12 protein-coding genes are annotated in these 15,586 nt (G+C 53.3%); 5 read left to right on the top strand and 7 right to left on the bottom strand.

Translation table 11 applies throughout. The features are described 5' to 3' along the window. Positions 1 to 64 precede the first annotated feature (64 nt). Together AUQ43_RS18870 and AUQ43_RS18865 are read left to right on the top strand one after the other, a co-directional pair. A complete protein-coding gene (locus tag AUQ43_RS18870; protein ID WP_062957871.1) occupies positions 65 to 1,840 on the top strand; it encodes a tetratricopeptide repeat-containing sulfotransferase family protein in 1,776 nt (591 codons plus the stop codon). Continuing rightward, complete coding sequence (locus tag AUQ43_RS18865; RefSeq protein WP_062957870.1) at positions 1,837 to 3,597, top strand: sulfotransferase; 1,761 nt, start codon at positions 1,837 to 1,839, stop codon at positions 3,595 to 3,597. The genes AUQ43_RS18870 and AUQ43_RS18865 overlap by 4 nt, the downstream gene beginning before the upstream one ends. Positions 3,598 to 3,649: 52 nt before the next feature. On the opposite strand, the gene AUQ43_RS18860 is transcribed toward AUQ43_RS18865, so the two are convergent. Together AUQ43_RS18860 and AUQ43_RS18855 are read right to left on the bottom strand one after the other, a co-directional pair. Then, complete coding sequence (locus AUQ43_RS18860) at positions 3,650 to 5,302, bottom strand: diguanylate cyclase domain-containing protein (RefSeq protein WP_232310749.1); 1,653 nt, start codon at positions 5,300 to 5,302, stop codon at positions 3,650 to 3,652. Positions 5,303 to 5,481: 179 nt separating this feature from the next. Beyond that, positions 5,482 to 5,814, bottom strand: coding sequence for a hypothetical protein (locus AUQ43_RS18855; protein WP_062957869.1), 333 nt, complete (start codon positions 5,812 to 5,814; stop codon positions 5,482 to 5,484). Positions 5,815 to 6,013: 199 nt separating this feature from the next. Here AUQ43_RS18855 and AUQ43_RS18850 point away from each other — a divergent pair, with 199 nt between their 5' ends. The 3 genes from AUQ43_RS18850 to AUQ43_RS18840 all read left to right on the top strand — a co-directional run bounded on the left by AUQ43_RS18850 (position 6,014) and on the right by AUQ43_RS18840 (position 8,792). After that, positions 6,014 to 6,418: an OsmC family protein gene (locus AUQ43_RS18850; RefSeq protein WP_062957868.1), complete on the top strand. Its 405-nt coding sequence runs from the start codon at positions 6,014 to 6,016 to the stop codon at positions 6,416 to 6,418. 148 nt (positions 6,419 to 6,566) lie between these two features. Continuing rightward, on the top strand, positions 6,567 to 7,856 hold the full coding sequence (locus AUQ43_RS18845) for a carboxylesterase (protein WP_062957867.1): 1,290 nt from the start codon (positions 6,567 to 6,569) through the stop codon (positions 7,854 to 7,856). Between the two features lie 15 nt (positions 7,857 to 7,871). Further along, complete coding sequence (locus AUQ43_RS18840) at positions 7,872 to 8,792, top strand: alpha/beta fold hydrolase (protein WP_062957866.1); 921 nt, start codon at positions 7,872 to 7,874, stop codon at positions 8,790 to 8,792. 3 nt (positions 8,793 to 8,795) lie between these two features. Here AUQ43_RS18840 and AUQ43_RS18835 read toward each other — a convergent pair whose 3' ends face one another. From AUQ43_RS18835 to AUQ43_RS18815, 5 genes are all read right to left on the bottom strand, one after another. After that, positions 8,796 to 9,770, bottom strand: a complete 975-nt coding sequence (locus tag AUQ43_RS18835; RefSeq protein WP_062957865.1) for an adenosine deaminase — start codon at positions 9,768 to 9,770, stop codon at positions 8,796 to 8,798. Positions 9,771 to 9,839: 69 nt separating this feature from the next. After that, complete coding sequence (locus AUQ43_RS18830; RefSeq protein ID WP_181838597.1) at positions 9,840 to 11,315, bottom strand: sulfotransferase; 1,476 nt, start codon at positions 11,313 to 11,315, stop codon at positions 9,840 to 9,842. A 317-nt stretch (positions 11,316 to 11,632) separates the two neighbouring features. Beyond that, entirely contained in the window at positions 11,633 to 13,348 is a 1,716-nt protein-coding gene (locus AUQ43_RS18825) for a tetratricopeptide repeat-containing sulfotransferase family protein (RefSeq protein WP_114129941.1), read from the bottom strand. A gap of 363 nt (positions 13,349 to 13,711) precedes the next feature. After that, positions 13,712 to 14,617, bottom strand: a complete 906-nt coding sequence (locus AUQ43_RS18820) for a DMT family transporter (protein WP_062957891.1) — start codon at positions 14,615 to 14,617, stop codon at positions 13,712 to 13,714. A gap of 142 nt (positions 14,618 to 14,759) precedes the next feature. Continuing rightward, positions 14,760 to 15,539, bottom strand: a complete 780-nt coding sequence (locus AUQ43_RS18815) for an AraC family transcriptional regulator (protein WP_062957862.1) — start codon at positions 15,537 to 15,539, stop codon at positions 14,760 to 14,762. Between the last annotated feature and the right edge of the window lie 47 nt (positions 15,540 to 15,586).

Raw genomic sequence — 15,586 nt, 5'->3', positions numbered from 1 at the left:
CAGTTTGCTTACCCCTTGCGCTTAAGGTTGACCTGATCTTTCGTATCAGGATTTAATCATCTCCATGAGCAAGGCAGCGTCCAAGCCCAGTTTCGCGGAAAAGCGCAATCGCCAAAAGGCCGACAAACTGATCCATGCCGCGCAAAGCGCATTGGCGTCAGGCAAGGCGGGTGACGCTCTTGAACATGCGCGACAGGCACTGGCACTGGTTCCGGATTATGGTGCTGCCCATCTGATTCTTGCCCAAATTTACCGTGCGACGGGCAATCTGAATGAAGCGGCAAAAGTCCTGCAGACTGCCTGCAACCTGCCCGACACAAAAATTGAATATTTCCGTGAGCTGGCTGGTATTTTTGCTGCAAGCAAGCGGTATGATCTGGTGCAACAAATCTTGTTTGCGGCTATCCGGAAATTTCCCACGCATGCCCAGACTTACAGTGACCTTGGCGTCTACCTCATTCAGGGTGACCACATTACCCAGGGCATAGCGATCCTCGAGAAGGCTGTTGATCTCGCTCCCAATGACTGGGGCGCACTTACCAATCTTGGATCGGCACTTATCAAGGTTGGACGTGTGCGCGAAGCACTGCAATATCTTGGTCGCGCAGAAGAACTCGCCCCGGATGAACCGGATCGCCGGATCAGCAACTTGCTTCAGATCGGTGAAGCGAAACGTCATATGGGTGATCTTGACGGTGCTGCGGAATACTTCCGAAAAGCAATTGACGAGAACCCCAAGTCGGGACGTGCATGGCATGATCTTGCAGATGTGACGATATTTAAGCCTGACAGTCCCGAAATCGCGGCAATGGCCGATATCCTTGCAAATGAGGATAAGCTGGCCAAAGTTGACCGCGAAATGATCGGCTTTGCGCTGGGCAAGGCCTATATCGATAGCAAGAATCCCAAACAGGCGATTTTTCACCTTGATCGCGCCAATGCGTTGCGTCGTCAGGATTTTGCCAAGGATACCCCCACGCGAAAGGCCTATGATTCAAAAAATGCCTGCGAACGCGTACGCGCAATAGCAGACTACTTTCCAGCCACACTGTTTGAAAACCTGCCGGAAAAGACCGGTGAAGGCCCGGACCACGCATTTATCGTGGGCATGCCCCGCTGTGGCAGCACCCTCACGGAGCAAATTCTTGGCAGCCATCCCGAAACGCTGCCCACCGGCGAATTGCGCAGCTTGCCGAAATACAAGGATCGGCTGTTTGGCACCACCTTCCCCAGTCAGCCCGAAGACCATACCAAGATCAGAAATCAGGCCATGCTGACGGAACTTGCGAAGCTTTATCGCGACGAAGTCCATGCGATGTTAACGGCGTCGTCAACGACCAAAATCATTATCGACAAGATGCTGGGGAACTTCGCTTGGGCTGGCTTGATTCTGCTTTCGGTGCCCGGCGCCAAGATCATTCATTGCCGCCGCAACCCGGTGGATACGTGCCTGTCGTGCTATTCCAAGCGCTTCGCCAATCTGCAAGTCTACGCCTACGACCAAACCGAGCTGGGTCATTACTATCGCGCTTATGAAGACCTGATGGCACATTGGCGCGCTGTGTTACCCAAGGACCGATTTATCGAGGTAGACTACGAAGATCTCGTCGCCGATATCGAACCTGAAGCCCGCAGACTGATCGAATTTCTGGGCCTGCCCTGGAATGATGCCGTGCTTGACTTCCACAAGACGGAACGTTTGGTCCGAACCGCGAGTGCCGCGCAGGTTCGTCAGGGCATCTATCAAACCAGCGTTGAACGCTGGAAACCCTACGCCCCCTATATCCAACCTTTACTCACAGCCCTTGGCGTCGAAGCGCCCGAAAAGGACAACAGATGACCGCGACACAGCAAACGGCCCAGAAAGTTCTGCAGAACGCCCAAAAGCTTTGGAATGCGGGGAAGGCAAAAGAAGCCCACGAACTTTGCCAGCAATACCTGCGCAACGACGCCAGCGACGGCCCCATACTGCACTTCTTTGCCGGTATTCTTGAACGTCAGGGCAATACCGCACAGGCACTCAAACATCTTGAGCTTGCCTGCAAGGCACAGAATGCCAAAAACCTGTACTTCCTCGACTTCGCACAATTCTTGCGTTCACAGAACATGAACATCGAAGCGCAAAACGTTCTGGCAGTTGCGATGAAACGTGATCAGAATGACCCGAAAATCAAGACACAACTCGCGAGCGTCCTGATTCATAACGGCTTCTTTGATCAGGGTGTCAAATTATTCAACCATGTGATCGCTGAAAATCCAGGGAACTGGCAAACATGGGAAATCTATGCATCATCCGTGGCAGGGTCGCCGCAACCAAAACAGGCAGACCAACTGTTTGAGCAGGCTTTGCAAGCAGCACAAGCCGCATCCACAAACCCGCCAACCCATGTTGTCCGTCGCCCGACGCCTCAGGAGATTGCCAGCATATTGATGAAACGGGCTGATCACCTCAAGGCCATGGGGGATTCTGAGGGCTGTGAAAAAGCCATTCGCGACGCAATCAAGACGACGAAGTATTTCGCGCGCGCCTGGACAGCCCTTGCAACGCTGAAGAAATTCACAGCCGATGACTTCAAGGCAATCCACAACCTGCTCAAGACCAAGAAGGCCAAACTATCGAGCAAGGATCTCCAGCACCTGCATTATGCATTGGGTGAAGCCTACATGCATCAGGGCGACGGAACGAAAGCGATGGAGAACTACTTCAAGGCCAATAAAATCCAGCGCGACAATTTGAACTATGATGAAGAAAAGTCTCTTGGTTATCTGCGCAATATGCCTGAATTCTTTACCCCGGAGATAATCCGCGAAAACATGCTTTCCGACGAGCCGGAAGACGCGCAGCAATTCATCTTTATCGTTGGGGTCCCACGCTGCGGGTCGAGCCTTCTGGAACGCATCCTGGACAGTCATAGCGATGTGTTCGGTGTGGGTGAAATTCGCACGATCCCGGCATTGCAGAAACGGCTATACGGTCAACTGTTTCCTTCCCTGCCACAACATACAGCCTTTCTGAGGGATACCCCGCGCCTTAAGGCTTTTGCAAATGCCTATCGCGAGGAAGTTGCCCGCAAACTGCCGCCAGAAATCACGACGGGGAACAACAAACCGCGCTATGTTGTCGACAAGATGCTGGGCAACTTTGTTTCGGTTGGCTTACTAGCCATGGCGTTCCCCAACTCGAAGTTCATTCATTCCCGTCGCGACCCAATTGACACCGCATTTTCCTGTTTCACCCATTTCTTTGGCGATGGCCACAGCTACCTTTGCGACCTTGCCGAAATCGGACGTTTCTATGTCGCTTATCAAGGCTTGATGAACCACTGGGAACAGGTCGTACCGTCACAACAATATCTTACGGTCGACTACGAAAAAGTGGTGGCTGATCAAGAAAGTCAAACCAATCGGTTACTTGAATTTCTGGGACTGGAATGGCAGGACGCGTGCCTAGAATTTCACAACACAAAGCGTGAAGTCCGCACGCACAGCGCGTTAGAAGTCCGCCAACCGATTTACAACAGTAGTGTTGAACGTTGGCGTCCGTTTACAAAGGACCTTGCGCCGTTGTTTGACGCGCTCGGCGTAACGCCGGATTGATGCCACCGATGCCACAATGCCGACAGTCTGGCATCACAGAGTAGATACCAGTTTAGTCACCATGAAGATCGGGTTCCAAGGCCGGGCTATAAAGGCAATATTGCGCCTTGCCCGCTGCTTTGGCTTCGTACATTGCCTTGTCGGCACGGCGGAGTTGCTCGCTCATATCGCAGGAGCCGCCGTCAAATACAGACAATCCAATTGAGGCCGATATGCCGCAGTCATGTCCTTCCCAGACAAATGGCTGGCTCATTTCGGCAAGTATGGCATCGGCCACCGCGCTCATTTCCTTTTCGCCACCCTTATTCAAGAACAGCAAGGTGAACTCGTCGCCGCCAAGGCGTGCAACTTCTTCTGCCCGGCGCGCCGCACGCTTCAGGCGCTTGCCGGTTTCCACAAGCACCCAGTCACCAGCCGCATGGCCTTGCGTGTCGTTCAGCTGCTTGAACCCATCAAGATCAAGAATAAAGATCGCCGCCGGGGTATCTGTCCCGCGCAGAACATTTTCACACTGATCAAGTTTTTGCATGAAACGCGCGCGGTTGGCCAACCCGGTCAGTTCATCGTTGTTGGCCTTGTTTTGCAGTTCGCGCGCGGCGTGTTTTTGCTTGGTGATGTCACTGGTCCACCAAAGAACGGCCTCTTCGCCTTCGAATGACAGGGGTTCAATTGACGTCTTGAGCCAACGGGCATCTGCCATATTCGGTCGGCGCAGGCGGATTTCGACATCCTGCAATTCACCGAGCGCATCCATATCCTTGAGCGACTTTTCACGATAGCGCTCTGAAAGGAGAATGGCGTCAGATGGTTCCTTTTCGTCTTCGATACCAAGCATTTTGGCAAAGGTGGTATTGAAGAACCGGAACACACCGCTATCGCGTTTGGAAATCCCAACCCCGATTGGCGCGCTTTCAAGCAGTTCCGTCAGGCGCTGGGACGCTTCGGCGACTTCTGCCTGGGCCTTTTTCAAGCTGGTCACGTCAATCAGCGAGCCAATGGTACCGGCGATCGCCCCGCTTGGCCCCTTAAGCGTTGAAGCCGCAAACAGGGCAACGCATTCCTGATCGGCGATGGCAAAGCTGATCTCGTCGCGGACCTGACCTTCTTTATCGCGCAAGGGGGCTTCGAGTTCACCAACGGTTTTGGCAAGTGATTTCGGCGCGAAATCGGCCATTCTCTTGCCGATTGCGTCCTCTGTACCAAGGCCGAACAGTTCCGCAAAGGCACCGTTACACCGGGTAAGTACCCCGTCGCGATTTTTGAGGTAAACCGGGGTCGGCAAAACATCAATCAGGTGCTGGATAAAGGTTTTGTGATCCGCCAACGCTTTGGCAAGTTCCTGTGCGCGGCCAACATCGCGCAATACAAGCGCAATCGTCCCTGACGGACCTTCATCGCAGTGCCAAACGAATGGAATTTTGCCCAAACGAAAAGCAGGAAGTTCGGAATGCGTGCCCGACGAAATCGCAGCAAGGGCATTTCGCACTGCTCCGACCGCATCACCATCAGTAAATTCGCCATTCTTGGCAAGATAGGCCAAGAGCTGCTTGATCTCTGTGCCCGGTCGCATGACGGACTTGGCATCAGCTAGGTGCTTTTGCCCAGCAGCATTGACATGCACGACCTTCAGGCCGTCCGGATCAAGAAAAATAAGGCTATCACGTGACAACGCCGCAGTTGCCACCACATCCGCACTGACTGACAAGACACCCGGCGCGCTGCAAAGCAGCGCTCTCCCTTTATACGCGTTTTATGTGATGCCCCAAATCAGACCTTTTAAGTCGGTCTTGTATATTTATGCGCAACCCATTGCATATACTCGAGAATAAGTCATTATTTTTCTTGTTGTACAGATATCAAACGCGAATGTTTACCCGTATATCGCTATTTTTTGGTCGGAAGATCAATGTAGCCGCGGTCAATGCAGTGCTCGAGCTCTTTGGCCACGGCCAGCATTTCCTGGAAACTTTCGCGCAGATGCTTGAGCTTTGCCAGTTCCTCGGCAGTCGGGTGTTCTTCGGCCCGATCATCGCAAAGATGAAAAGCGAATTTCAGATACTCCGCACGCAGGCGTGCAACCGTAATCATCAGAGGAACGGCATTTTCAACGGACATGTCAGGGATGGCCGGACTGATGATCTCGTGATTGATCTCACGCAGAACATGCTCCATGCCCATCATGAAACGGCTTTTGCTACGCGTCGGGTCCTGTGTCATGGCCGTAACTCCTGCACCATAGGAATCTGAATAATCGCAACATTATCCGTCCGGAAAGTAAAAACTCCTATAACAACTTACCACCCATGGTCGCATTTTCGACCTTTCAGCCCCCGATTGCCCGTGATCGCACCTTGCAGGCACATCCAAGGCGGGCTAGAGGTTAAGGCAACAGTTTATTGCAGATGGGAATTCGATCATGGAAGCGCGTGTAAAGTGGCTTGAAAATCTGACCTTCACCGGCACCAGCGGCACCGGCCACGGCGTCGTCATGGATGGCGACAAGGATAACGGTTTTGGACCGAGTCCAATGGAGATGCTCCTGCTGGGTCTTGGTGGCTGCTCGTCTATTGATGTTGTGCATATTCTCAAGAAGGGCCGTGAAAACGTTCTGGATGTTGAAACCGATGTCAAAGCAGAACGTGCCGAAACCGATCCCAAGGTCTTCACCAAGATCCATCTGCACTTCAAGGTCAAAGGCGAGGATCTGAATGAAACAAAGGTTGGCCGTGCGGTTGAGTTGTCTGCGGAAAAATACTGCTCTGCCTCAATCATGCTTTCAAAGGCCGCTGAAGTCACCCATAGCTGGGAACTGATTGAATAGCCGGTTTCGGCCAAGCCAACTGTCAGAAAAAGCGATCTGTACACAGGTCGCTTTTTTGTTGCTCGCACCATACCGGTACGCGCGTTAACATCCCTGTTGGCAAAACAACAAACCTCTTCAAACCCGGAAACGGATCGGAGCAAAACCAATGGGCACGTCTCGCATCATTCATACAGGGCTTGCATCCCTTGCCCTTTGTGGTCTTTTGGCGACAGGTGCCTGCGCAACACCCGACACGGCACTTGAACCATCTGGCGCGGCGATTACGGCCCCTGCCCCGGGAACTTCGTTTGATGATTACGTCCAATCCACCCGCCAGAATCTGCGCGATGTAATTTCCCGAACACGCTTTGCCGGGGAAGAAAAACCGTTTGGGGAACACACCCTAAATCAGGTTGTCGACATGCGCGCACCCTATGCACTTGGACCGGTTGGCGCCACATGCACTGGCGACGATCCCGCTTTGCAGGGAAATGGCCTTGGTTTCCTGATGGTTCACGGTCTTACAGACAGTCCCTATTGGCTAAGTGACATTCGCGACAATTTGCGTGATCGCTTCCCGTGCGCGGTCTTCCACGGGCTACTTCTGCCCGGTCACGGCACGGTCCCCGGTGACTTGCTTGATGTGGACTATGAAGACTGGCTTAAGACGGTTCGTTTCGGGTTGAACAGCTTTGACGATGATATTGAACACATCATCCCAATGGGCTTTTCCACCGGTGCAGCCCTGATTGGCCGGGTGTATAGCGAGCAATCAGACAAAGACCGGGTCTCGGCACTTGTCATGCTGTCGCCCGGTCTTGCCGCCAAAAGCGATCAGGCGTGGCTTACCCCCTATGTACGCTACGTCAAAGACTGGGTTGGTCAGGGCGAAAACAACGATCCGGGCAAATATGGCTCGATGGCGATGAATGCCGCCGCCGAGTTTTACCTTCTGACCGAACCCTATGGCGAAGGCAGCCTGCCTGACTTTGACATCCCGGTATTCGGGGTTGTCAGCTCAGACGACCAAACCATCAATCCCGATGTCATGCTTGATTTTTACTGCAACAAGGTCACTGCATCCCAAAAACAATTGGTCTGGTATCAGGGCAGGATTACCTCTGCCATGAACCTTCCGGACTGTGCGGGGATTGATATTGTGCGCTCGGAAAATGATCAGTTGCGCACACTCAATCATGCGCACACGGCCATTACCATGAACCCGAATGATCCCATATATGGCCTGGATGGCTCGGCCCCCGATTGCGGGCATTATGACGATCCCGACGCACTTTCACGCTGCCGGTCGGGTAATGATGTCATGTATGCGGAACGCAATCTGTTTGATACGGCCCCGGATGGCACGCTTCGCCGCGGAACGTTCAATCCGGATTTCACCGGCATGATGGACAAGATGAAGGATTTCATCACGACATCTGTGACCGCCCAAGAATAACCCCGAAATGTGCGCATGACATTTACGACTGAAACCCTCGAAACGCCGGATGGCATCAAGCTCCGTTTTGGCGTTCAAACACCTGAAAACGCAGGTCAGCACATACTGATCCTGCAAGGGCGCGGCGAATATATCGAACGCTATCAGGAAACCGCCGATGAGCTTGCAGCACGTGGATTTGGCTGCGTGACTTTTGATTTTCGGGGTCATGGCGGCTCGTCACGTGAAACCGATGACCCTGTGATGGGCTACATCCATGACGTTGCGCACTATATCGCCGACACGGGCCATGTCATCGAGCATGTCGAACAGGCACATGGTATCGAATGTCCTTGCGTCCTGACCCACTCGACCGGCGGGCTGGTCGCCATGGCGATGATGCTTGATCAACCCGGTCTTTGGGAAAATGCCGTGATGGTCGCGCCGTTTTTCGGGCTGGGTGGGCATGACTGGTTGTCGCTGGCAGCGCAATTCGTTGCTGACAGCATGTGCCGGTACGGGTTCGACAAACAATATCTTCCCGGGCAAGCGAAGCTCAGTCCGCTAGCAGAGTTTGACCCCGATAACATCCTGACGTCGGATGCAACCCGTTATGCCCGCAACGTCGCGATCCTGAAAGAGCACCCGAACCTTGTGGTCGGCGGTGTATCTGCCGGTTGGCTTGATGCGTGTTTCAAGGCACAGGCATCGGTTTCAGACCGCATAGAGCAGATGAAATCCGGTCAATGGTTGCTACCACCAATCACGATGGTGCTGGCCGGAAACGATCAGGTTGTTTCCAATCAGATTACCGAAGACCTGTTTGGCGGTGTTCCGTCCGTGACGATTACGGAAATCCCGGAAGCCCGCCACGAGATCCTTCAGGAGCGCGACCTTTACAGGGACAAGTTCTGGCACGCCTTTGATGCGCATATCGCACGTTGTCAGACGGCTTGACAATTAAAGCTTGGCGAAAAGATTCGCCTTAATACCGTCATCGACAAAGGCCGCTTCGATGGCCGTACGAGTCAGGCCCCGCAGTTCTTCCGGGGTAAAGCCAAACACCTCTTCAGCACGCTGATATTCAGCCGCAAGCGAAGTAAAGAAGAAAGGCGGATCATCCGACCCCAGTGTGACCTTGACACCGGCATCATAGAATTTGCGCAATGGATGGGATGCATAGTCCGGGAACACCGAAAGCGCGATGTTTGATCCCGGGCAAACTTCCAGTACGATCTCGCGCTTGGCCAATGTTTCGACCAGTTTCGGGTCTTCAATTGATCTTACGCCATGGCCAATACGGGTCACCGGCAGCTTTTCAATCGCGTCCCAGACGCTTTGTGGTCCCTGAACTTCGCCAGCATGGGTCGTGCAACCGAGCCCCCCATCACGGGCGACCTTGAACGCCGCATAGAAATCTTCCTGCGTGAACATGCTTTCATTACCGCCCATGCCAAATCCAACAATGTATGGATGACCACAGGCCACGGTTTCGCGGGCAACCTTCACCGCCACATCCGGTCCGATATGACGCACACAGGTCATGATGATGCGGCCGACAATGCCGGTTTCCTTGTTGGCGCGATCAATGCCTTCGACCACCGCTGCCAGATGATCATCAAATGACAAGCCACAGTCAGCCGCATGGGTCGGGGAACAGAAGATTTCGACATAAATCGCGCCGGCCTTTGCCTGCTCTGTCAGGTAAAAACAGGTCAGGTCGGCGTAATCCTGCTTGGTGCGGATGGCGGCACTTGCCTTGTCGAAGCTATTGAGGAACTCGGGAAAGTCGTTCCAGATGTAGCGATCCTGATCATCGTAAATGTCATCAGGCAAGGTCATTCCATTGCGCTTGGCAAAGCTGCGTACAAGTGTGGGCGTCATCGCTCCTTCAAGATGCAAATGCAGCTCTGCCTTTGGAATGGTGCTGTTCATCGCCGTGCTCCGGTTTTCTTGGTATTGAGTTCCGTCTGATACCTTCTAACCCGAAGCACCCCGCAAGGTCTACGCGGCAACAACACGTCGCGATGATTTTACAGGGGCCTGCCATTGACGAAACTCCGCATCGTCCGCCAGTGCCACCAGCGGGCCGATAAACGGCTCAAACCGCTGCCATTTCTGCACCGAGTCCTGGTTGATCGGACGGCGTACCTGGATCATGCTGGCAGTTGCGGCGGCTTTGTCGCTTCGATAAAACTCAAGGCATCCGGGATGCCAGTCCAGCCCACAATGCGCCAGATAATCCTGGGCCACGGTTTCTGGATCGGACACCAGATCTTCGTAAGAAAGATCATACATCTGACCTCGATCATCGGCTTCGAAACTGGCTTTCATTAACGCGACATAGCCGCGATAATAATCGGCCAATTCACCAAGATCGTCGGAGTAGCGCATCGGGACCGAAAACGGCGTTGTGTAAATCGAAAGACAAGTCGCAAGCGGGTGACGATGGGTGTGAATGATCGGTGCATCAGGGAAAACGCGCCGGATCATCTCAATCCGCATGAAATTGGCTGGTGTCTTGTTGGTGACAAAGCGTTTTTCGGGCGCGTAGGCCTTTAACGCATCAAGGTATTGCTTGCGAATTCTGGCTGCAGCCTTGCGATCAATGCGTGCCAACTTCTCTGAAACCGGGCCAACTCCGACCACGTCAATCACCGCCTTGGCAAAATCGCCGATCTCACCAGCTGCATACACATCGGGATGGGCACCAAGAATACGCTCGGTCAATGTCGTTCCGGACCGCGGCATGCCGACGACAAAGATTGGCTGTGGCCCATTTTCATCTCCTGCCCCCGCGTGATCCCAAACCGGCGTTTCCCCCGCCATATCACGCAAACGCGCAAGCTCTTTACGCTCATGTACTATGTCGAACGGGCGCTCTGCGCGGTTTGCAGCATGTCCCAGCTTATAGAAATCAAAGGCCTGTTTCATATTGCCTTTGGTCTCTTCGATCCTCGCGCGCGCAAAGGCCGCCTTGTAGCGTTCCGCGTTCGCAAGGTCTTGCTTGTCGAGCATGGAATCAAGATAACCGACTGCACCCTCTGGCATGGATTTGGGGCGCATAAAGGAGATGATCAGGTAAGGTTGCGCACTATAGAATGGATTGACTGAAATGATCGCGAGACATGTGGAAACAGCCTTGCTCGCCTCATTGGCTGCAGCATACGACGCAGCCAGCATCATCTGCACAGCCAGATTATCCGGATACCGTATGACAAACTTTTCAAGCACATCAAATGCTTGGGCGTGCTGTTCCTGATGCAAATGGATCCGTGCCAGCAGAATTTGTGCATCATCATATTGTGCTGATTGCGCAGGAATCAGCACAAGCGCATCAATTGCCTCTGCAAGTCGCGGTGCGACGCACACTCCAGGACTTTTGATGAGCTCGTCCTGAAATATGGCATCCGCCAGCATATAGGCCAGAATGCCGTTCCCGGGCTCTGTCCCCAGACGCCTTCTTATTGCAGTTTCCAATGCCGCAAAGTCATTTGACTGGTAGGCATACTGGCGAAAATTTTGCGCAACCGGCGCGAAGAAACGGTCTGTCAACGGCAGCGCATGAAACAGCCTTTTTAACCGCCGACCCGCGTTTGCAAGCCAACCTGTCTGCAACTCACTGACGGCCGTCATGATCTCGATATCGGTTCTTTTGGGGTGCAGGCGCAAAATCCGGGCACCAATTTTGGCTGCTTGGTCAAATTGCCCGGCCGACATTGCCCGTTTCATTTCCGAGGCAATATCAGATTTTATCGCCACCATCTGTCCTCGACATTACAGCGCCAGCGCGTCTATCAAGACGCGCGCATTTCCTGAACCGCGCCATGATCGTCATCCAGCATCATAAGTGGGCCGATATAGGGTTCGAAGCGGCGCCACTTGGCAACAGAATCGCTATTTAGCGGCCTTCTGACCTGCAACATGCTTGCGGTTCGCGATACCTTTTCCGACCGATAGAACTCAAGACAACTTGAATCCCAGTTGATACCGCAATGGGTGAACAGGGCCCGTCCGACGGTCTCCGGATCGGCGACCAATGTTTCGTATTCCAGTTCAAACACGGTGTTATGCTTATCCGTTTCGACAAATTCGGTCATCAATTCTTCAGCAGCCCGATAATAGGCCGCAAGATCATCAAGGTTATCAGCGTAGCGCATGGAATTGACAAACGGTGTCGTATAAATCGACACGCAAGTCGCGACAGGATTCCGACGCATATAGACAATCGGAGCCGTCGGGAAAATCATCCGGATCAGGCCGACACGCGTGAGATTGCCCAAATTTTTGTCAATTACAAACCGCGCATCCGGGGCGTAACCGCGAAGTGCGGCAAGATACCGCCGCCGAATTTCATGAATTTCGGCTTTGCCCAACTTCGCCATCTGGTCGGCAACGTCCTTAACGCCCGTTACCTCCCAGACGATATGTGCAAAATCACCAATTTCCCCCGCACCGTGAACATCGGCATGGGCCCCAAGAATGCTTTCTGCCAATGTGGAGGCAGAACGCGGCATGCCAACGATAAATATCGGGGTCGGCGCTTCGTCTTTATGCATGGAACGTGGTTCGCCATGCTGAACCGTTTGGTTCAGAAGCGCCCGAATACGTTCGAATGACGTGAGATCTTTATTGATGTCATACGGCGCAATCGCCGCACTGATTGCATGTCCCGCCTGATAGCGCGAAAACGCGGTTTTCATGTCGTTACGACTTTCCGCCATTGCGCCCAATGCAAACGCGGCCTGAAAACGATCAATAACCGGGTTCCGCGTATCGGCCAAGTAGGCCTCAAGAACCTGTTCGCTGTTTTCGGGTAACGCTAGCGGGGAAAGATAACAAAGTACCAGATAGGGCCGTGGACCGATATCGGTGTAATCATCAATGAGGGAAAGCGCACATTTTTTTGCAGCCTCTACTTCACCGGAAATGGCAAGTGCAGAAAGCTGGAACAGCCGCAAAGCCCTGTCGTCAGGATTGGCCGCGACCAATTCGGTCAACAATGAAAAGGCCTTGTCGGTCACTTCGCAATGGACATACAGACGCGCCAGAACTTCCTTTGCCTCACGTGCACGCGGGTAATCTGCTGGAAGTTTTTCAAGCAATTCAATCGCGTGAAAGATGTCTTTCGAGTAAAGGCGCGCCATCCCCTGCTGATTCAAACGCTCCAGAACCAAATTGGCGATCGCTTCCGAGTAAATCGGATGCGCATTCTGCTTTTGGCGTTTGCTTTCAAGCACCTGAACAACGGCGGAAAAGTCACCCGTAATACGGGCATACTCGTGCAGGTTTTGCAGAATGGGCGCGAAATACTGATCGCTGGGCGATACATCGGCAATTAACCGTTTGAGACGCGCACCAGCGCGCGAGAACCGCTTTGCATGAATTTCCGCAACAGATGTCATGACGGACAAAAGGGTGTTACGCGAATGCGTTTTCAGCAGCCGAGCGCCAACATCCGCAGCAGATGCGAATTCGCCAGCCGACATGGCCTTTTTCACTTCGGCTGTCACATCAGCATTCCCGTTTGCCACAAATGCCCCCAATTACGCATGTTAAACGACTAGCAACCACCTGATAAACCATGACTATAAGTCATTAATACCGCGTCGCACAACACTCAATGCAGCTATTTGCCTCACATTTTAGAGAGCAACGCCCAACTTATGCCCGACAACTGTAATCTTCCAAAGGCACGAATGGAAACTAAACGAATACAAGTCACTTAAAAGTGAATGCAATTAATGTTGCGTCGGCAAACAAATGCGTGCTTGGGGAACACGAGCGGAAAAAGCCAAACAATTTAATGGGCTAATATAAGTCGTACGACCGGGAAGCTTGTGAATAGGACGATCTGGTTTGCGCGCGCCAGAGCGTCATTTTACGGAGACGCGGGTGTTTTTTCGGGGCAATCGGATGTTTAACGAAGCAAGAATCGCACCGCCAACGATCAGCAAGCATCCCGCAATGGTTGCAGGCGTCGCGAGCGCTTTGCCAAAAGCAATCAACAAACACGTACTGAGCAACGGTGCCCCATAGGCCGCAACGCCAAGAACCTGAATGTCACCGTGTTTGGTGCCATGGTCCCAAACAAAGAAGGCGGCACCAACCGGCCCCAGCCCAAGCCCCAGAATTGCCAACCACTGCGTTGCATCCGGCTGCACCCATGCTTCGAGAATGACATGCGTTCCAAACCCCAGAAGCGATGCACCGGCACAAAATCCGCAGACAGCCCCAACTGGCACATTGCGATAACGCCGGTTCAAGACAGAATATCCCGACCACAGCAGTGAACAGATGATCGCCGCACCATATCCAGCCGCAAATGCCGGATCGAAAGACACGCCTTGCCCCTTGCCAATCAAAAGGACTGCCCCCGTCAAACCAAGAACAGCACCCCCGACATGCTTCCATTTCAAGCGTTCACCGGGCAAAAACGCGGAAAACAAAACAATAAAGAGCGGCCAGAGATAGGCAATCAGACTGGCCTCAACCGCCGGCGCGTTGGCCAAGGCCACAAAATAGAAAAAGTGATAGCCAAACAGGCCCGCAACACCCAAAAGCCAAGCACCAAGTGGCTGACGCAACACGCCCACCACACTGCCCCCGCGCAGAGAAATCCAAGCGGCACCAAACAGTGTCGCGATGGCAAAACACAGGCTGACCAGCTGAAATGGCGGAATGGATGCCAGTTCGGTTGTAAACAGCGCAAGCAGCGCCCAAAGAATAACGGCTATCGCCCCGATCAACGTCGCCTTGCGCTTGCCATTCACCACATTCATCGACGTCGCCCCATATTGCTGCTTCTTGCACAGGGGAAGATGCCCGCTCACAGCAGGCAGGTCTTTGCCCAAACTCCAGAAGTTCGCGGCAAGAACGGCGCAAAACCACAAAAATGATGAAAATGTTTCTTACAGAAACGCTTTAGTATGTGAGGCCGTGAGCGCTGCGCTTAGCAGCCCTTGGCGAACAGCCAAAGCGTCGTGAAAAGGCGCGGGAAAAAGCACTTTGATCGGAAAACCCGACCACGCTCGCCAGATCTGACATTGAAAGACTGACATCTTGATCACGCAAAAGCGCCATTGCCATTTCAAGACGCTGCTCTGTCAGCCAGCGCATCGGGCTTGTCCCGACATACTTTTGGAATGCCTCAAACAGGCTGCTTTCCGATTGTGTTGCAACAGCTGCCAGATCAGCGATCGTAATGTCTTCTCCCAGCCGGGCTTCGGCCCATGCCATCACGCGAAGAAGACGGGACGGCAATGCCTGCGAGGCGAATGCCCCCAGACCGCTTGCGCGCTGACTGCGCAACAACAGTGTTTTCAGACATTCCAGCCCGTCTGGACAGACATCCTCATTCGCAGCCGACAAATGGCCCAGCAACCCGACCAGTCCCTGTTGATGACCGGTTCGAACTTCAAGATAGGTTGAGGCCCCGCCATGGCGATACCACAGTGCCTCTAATCCGGTGCGGCGCGCCAAGTCCGTATTCAGGTCAAGAACCAGAAAACGGTTCAGGCCCTCTGCGCGGTAGGCATGGGTCTTGCCCGCTTCGACAAAGGCCATCTGACGGCCAAAAACCTCACCACCCCGACCTTCGACCTCCATCTCAAGACGGCCAAGATCAGAAATGATGATCTGATGGAAATCGCTATGACTGTGGCTTTCCGCTTCGGCACGGTATTGCCGCATGCTGTAGTGCATCTGGTCCTCTATCGGGCAGTTTGTCGTCAAATATTACCAGCGCAATT

The sequence above is a fragment of the Thalassospira sp. MCCC 1A01148 genome, from assembly GCF_001613795.1.
GTDB lineage: Bacteria > Pseudomonadota > Alphaproteobacteria > Rhodospirillales > Thalassospiraceae > Thalassospira.
The sequence above is the reverse complement of the archived record's forward strand: the minus strand, read 5'-3'. Positions and strand labels throughout refer to the sequence as shown.

What these genes read in the sequence shown, in the direction of transcription:
- AUQ43_RS18870 (WP_062957871.1), top strand. Translation starts at nt 65, where the DNA reads ATGAGCAAGGCAGCGTCCAAGCCCAGTTTCGCGGAAAAGCGCAATCGC.
- AUQ43_RS18865 (WP_062957870.1), top strand. Translation starts at nt 1,837, where the DNA reads ATGACCGCGACACAGCAAACGGCCCAGAAAGTTCTGCAGAACGCCCAA.
- AUQ43_RS18855 (WP_062957869.1), bottom strand. Translation starts at nt 5,814, where the DNA reads ATGACACAGGACCCGACGCGTAGCAAAAGCCGTTTCATGATGGGCATG.
- AUQ43_RS18850 (WP_062957868.1), top strand. Translation starts at nt 6,014, where the DNA reads ATGGAAGCGCGTGTAAAGTGGCTTGAAAATCTGACCTTCACCGGCACC.
- AUQ43_RS18845 (WP_062957867.1), top strand. Translation starts at nt 6,567, where the DNA reads ATGGGCACGTCTCGCATCATTCATACAGGGCTTGCATCCCTTGCCCTT.
- AUQ43_RS18840 (WP_062957866.1), top strand. Translation starts at nt 7,872, where the DNA reads ATGACATTTACGACTGAAACCCTCGAAACGCCGGATGGCATCAAGCTC.
- AUQ43_RS18835 (WP_062957865.1), bottom strand. Translation starts at nt 9,770, where the DNA reads ATGAACAGCACCATTCCAAAGGCAGAGCTGCATTTGCATCTTGAAGGA.
- AUQ43_RS18820 (WP_062957891.1), bottom strand. Translation starts at nt 14,617, where the DNA reads ATGAATGTGGTGAATGGCAAGCGCAAGGCGACGTTGATCGGGGCGATA.
- AUQ43_RS18815 (WP_062957862.1), bottom strand. Translation starts at nt 15,539, where the DNA reads ATGCACTACAGCATGCGGCAATACCGTGCCGAAGCGGAAAGCCACAGT.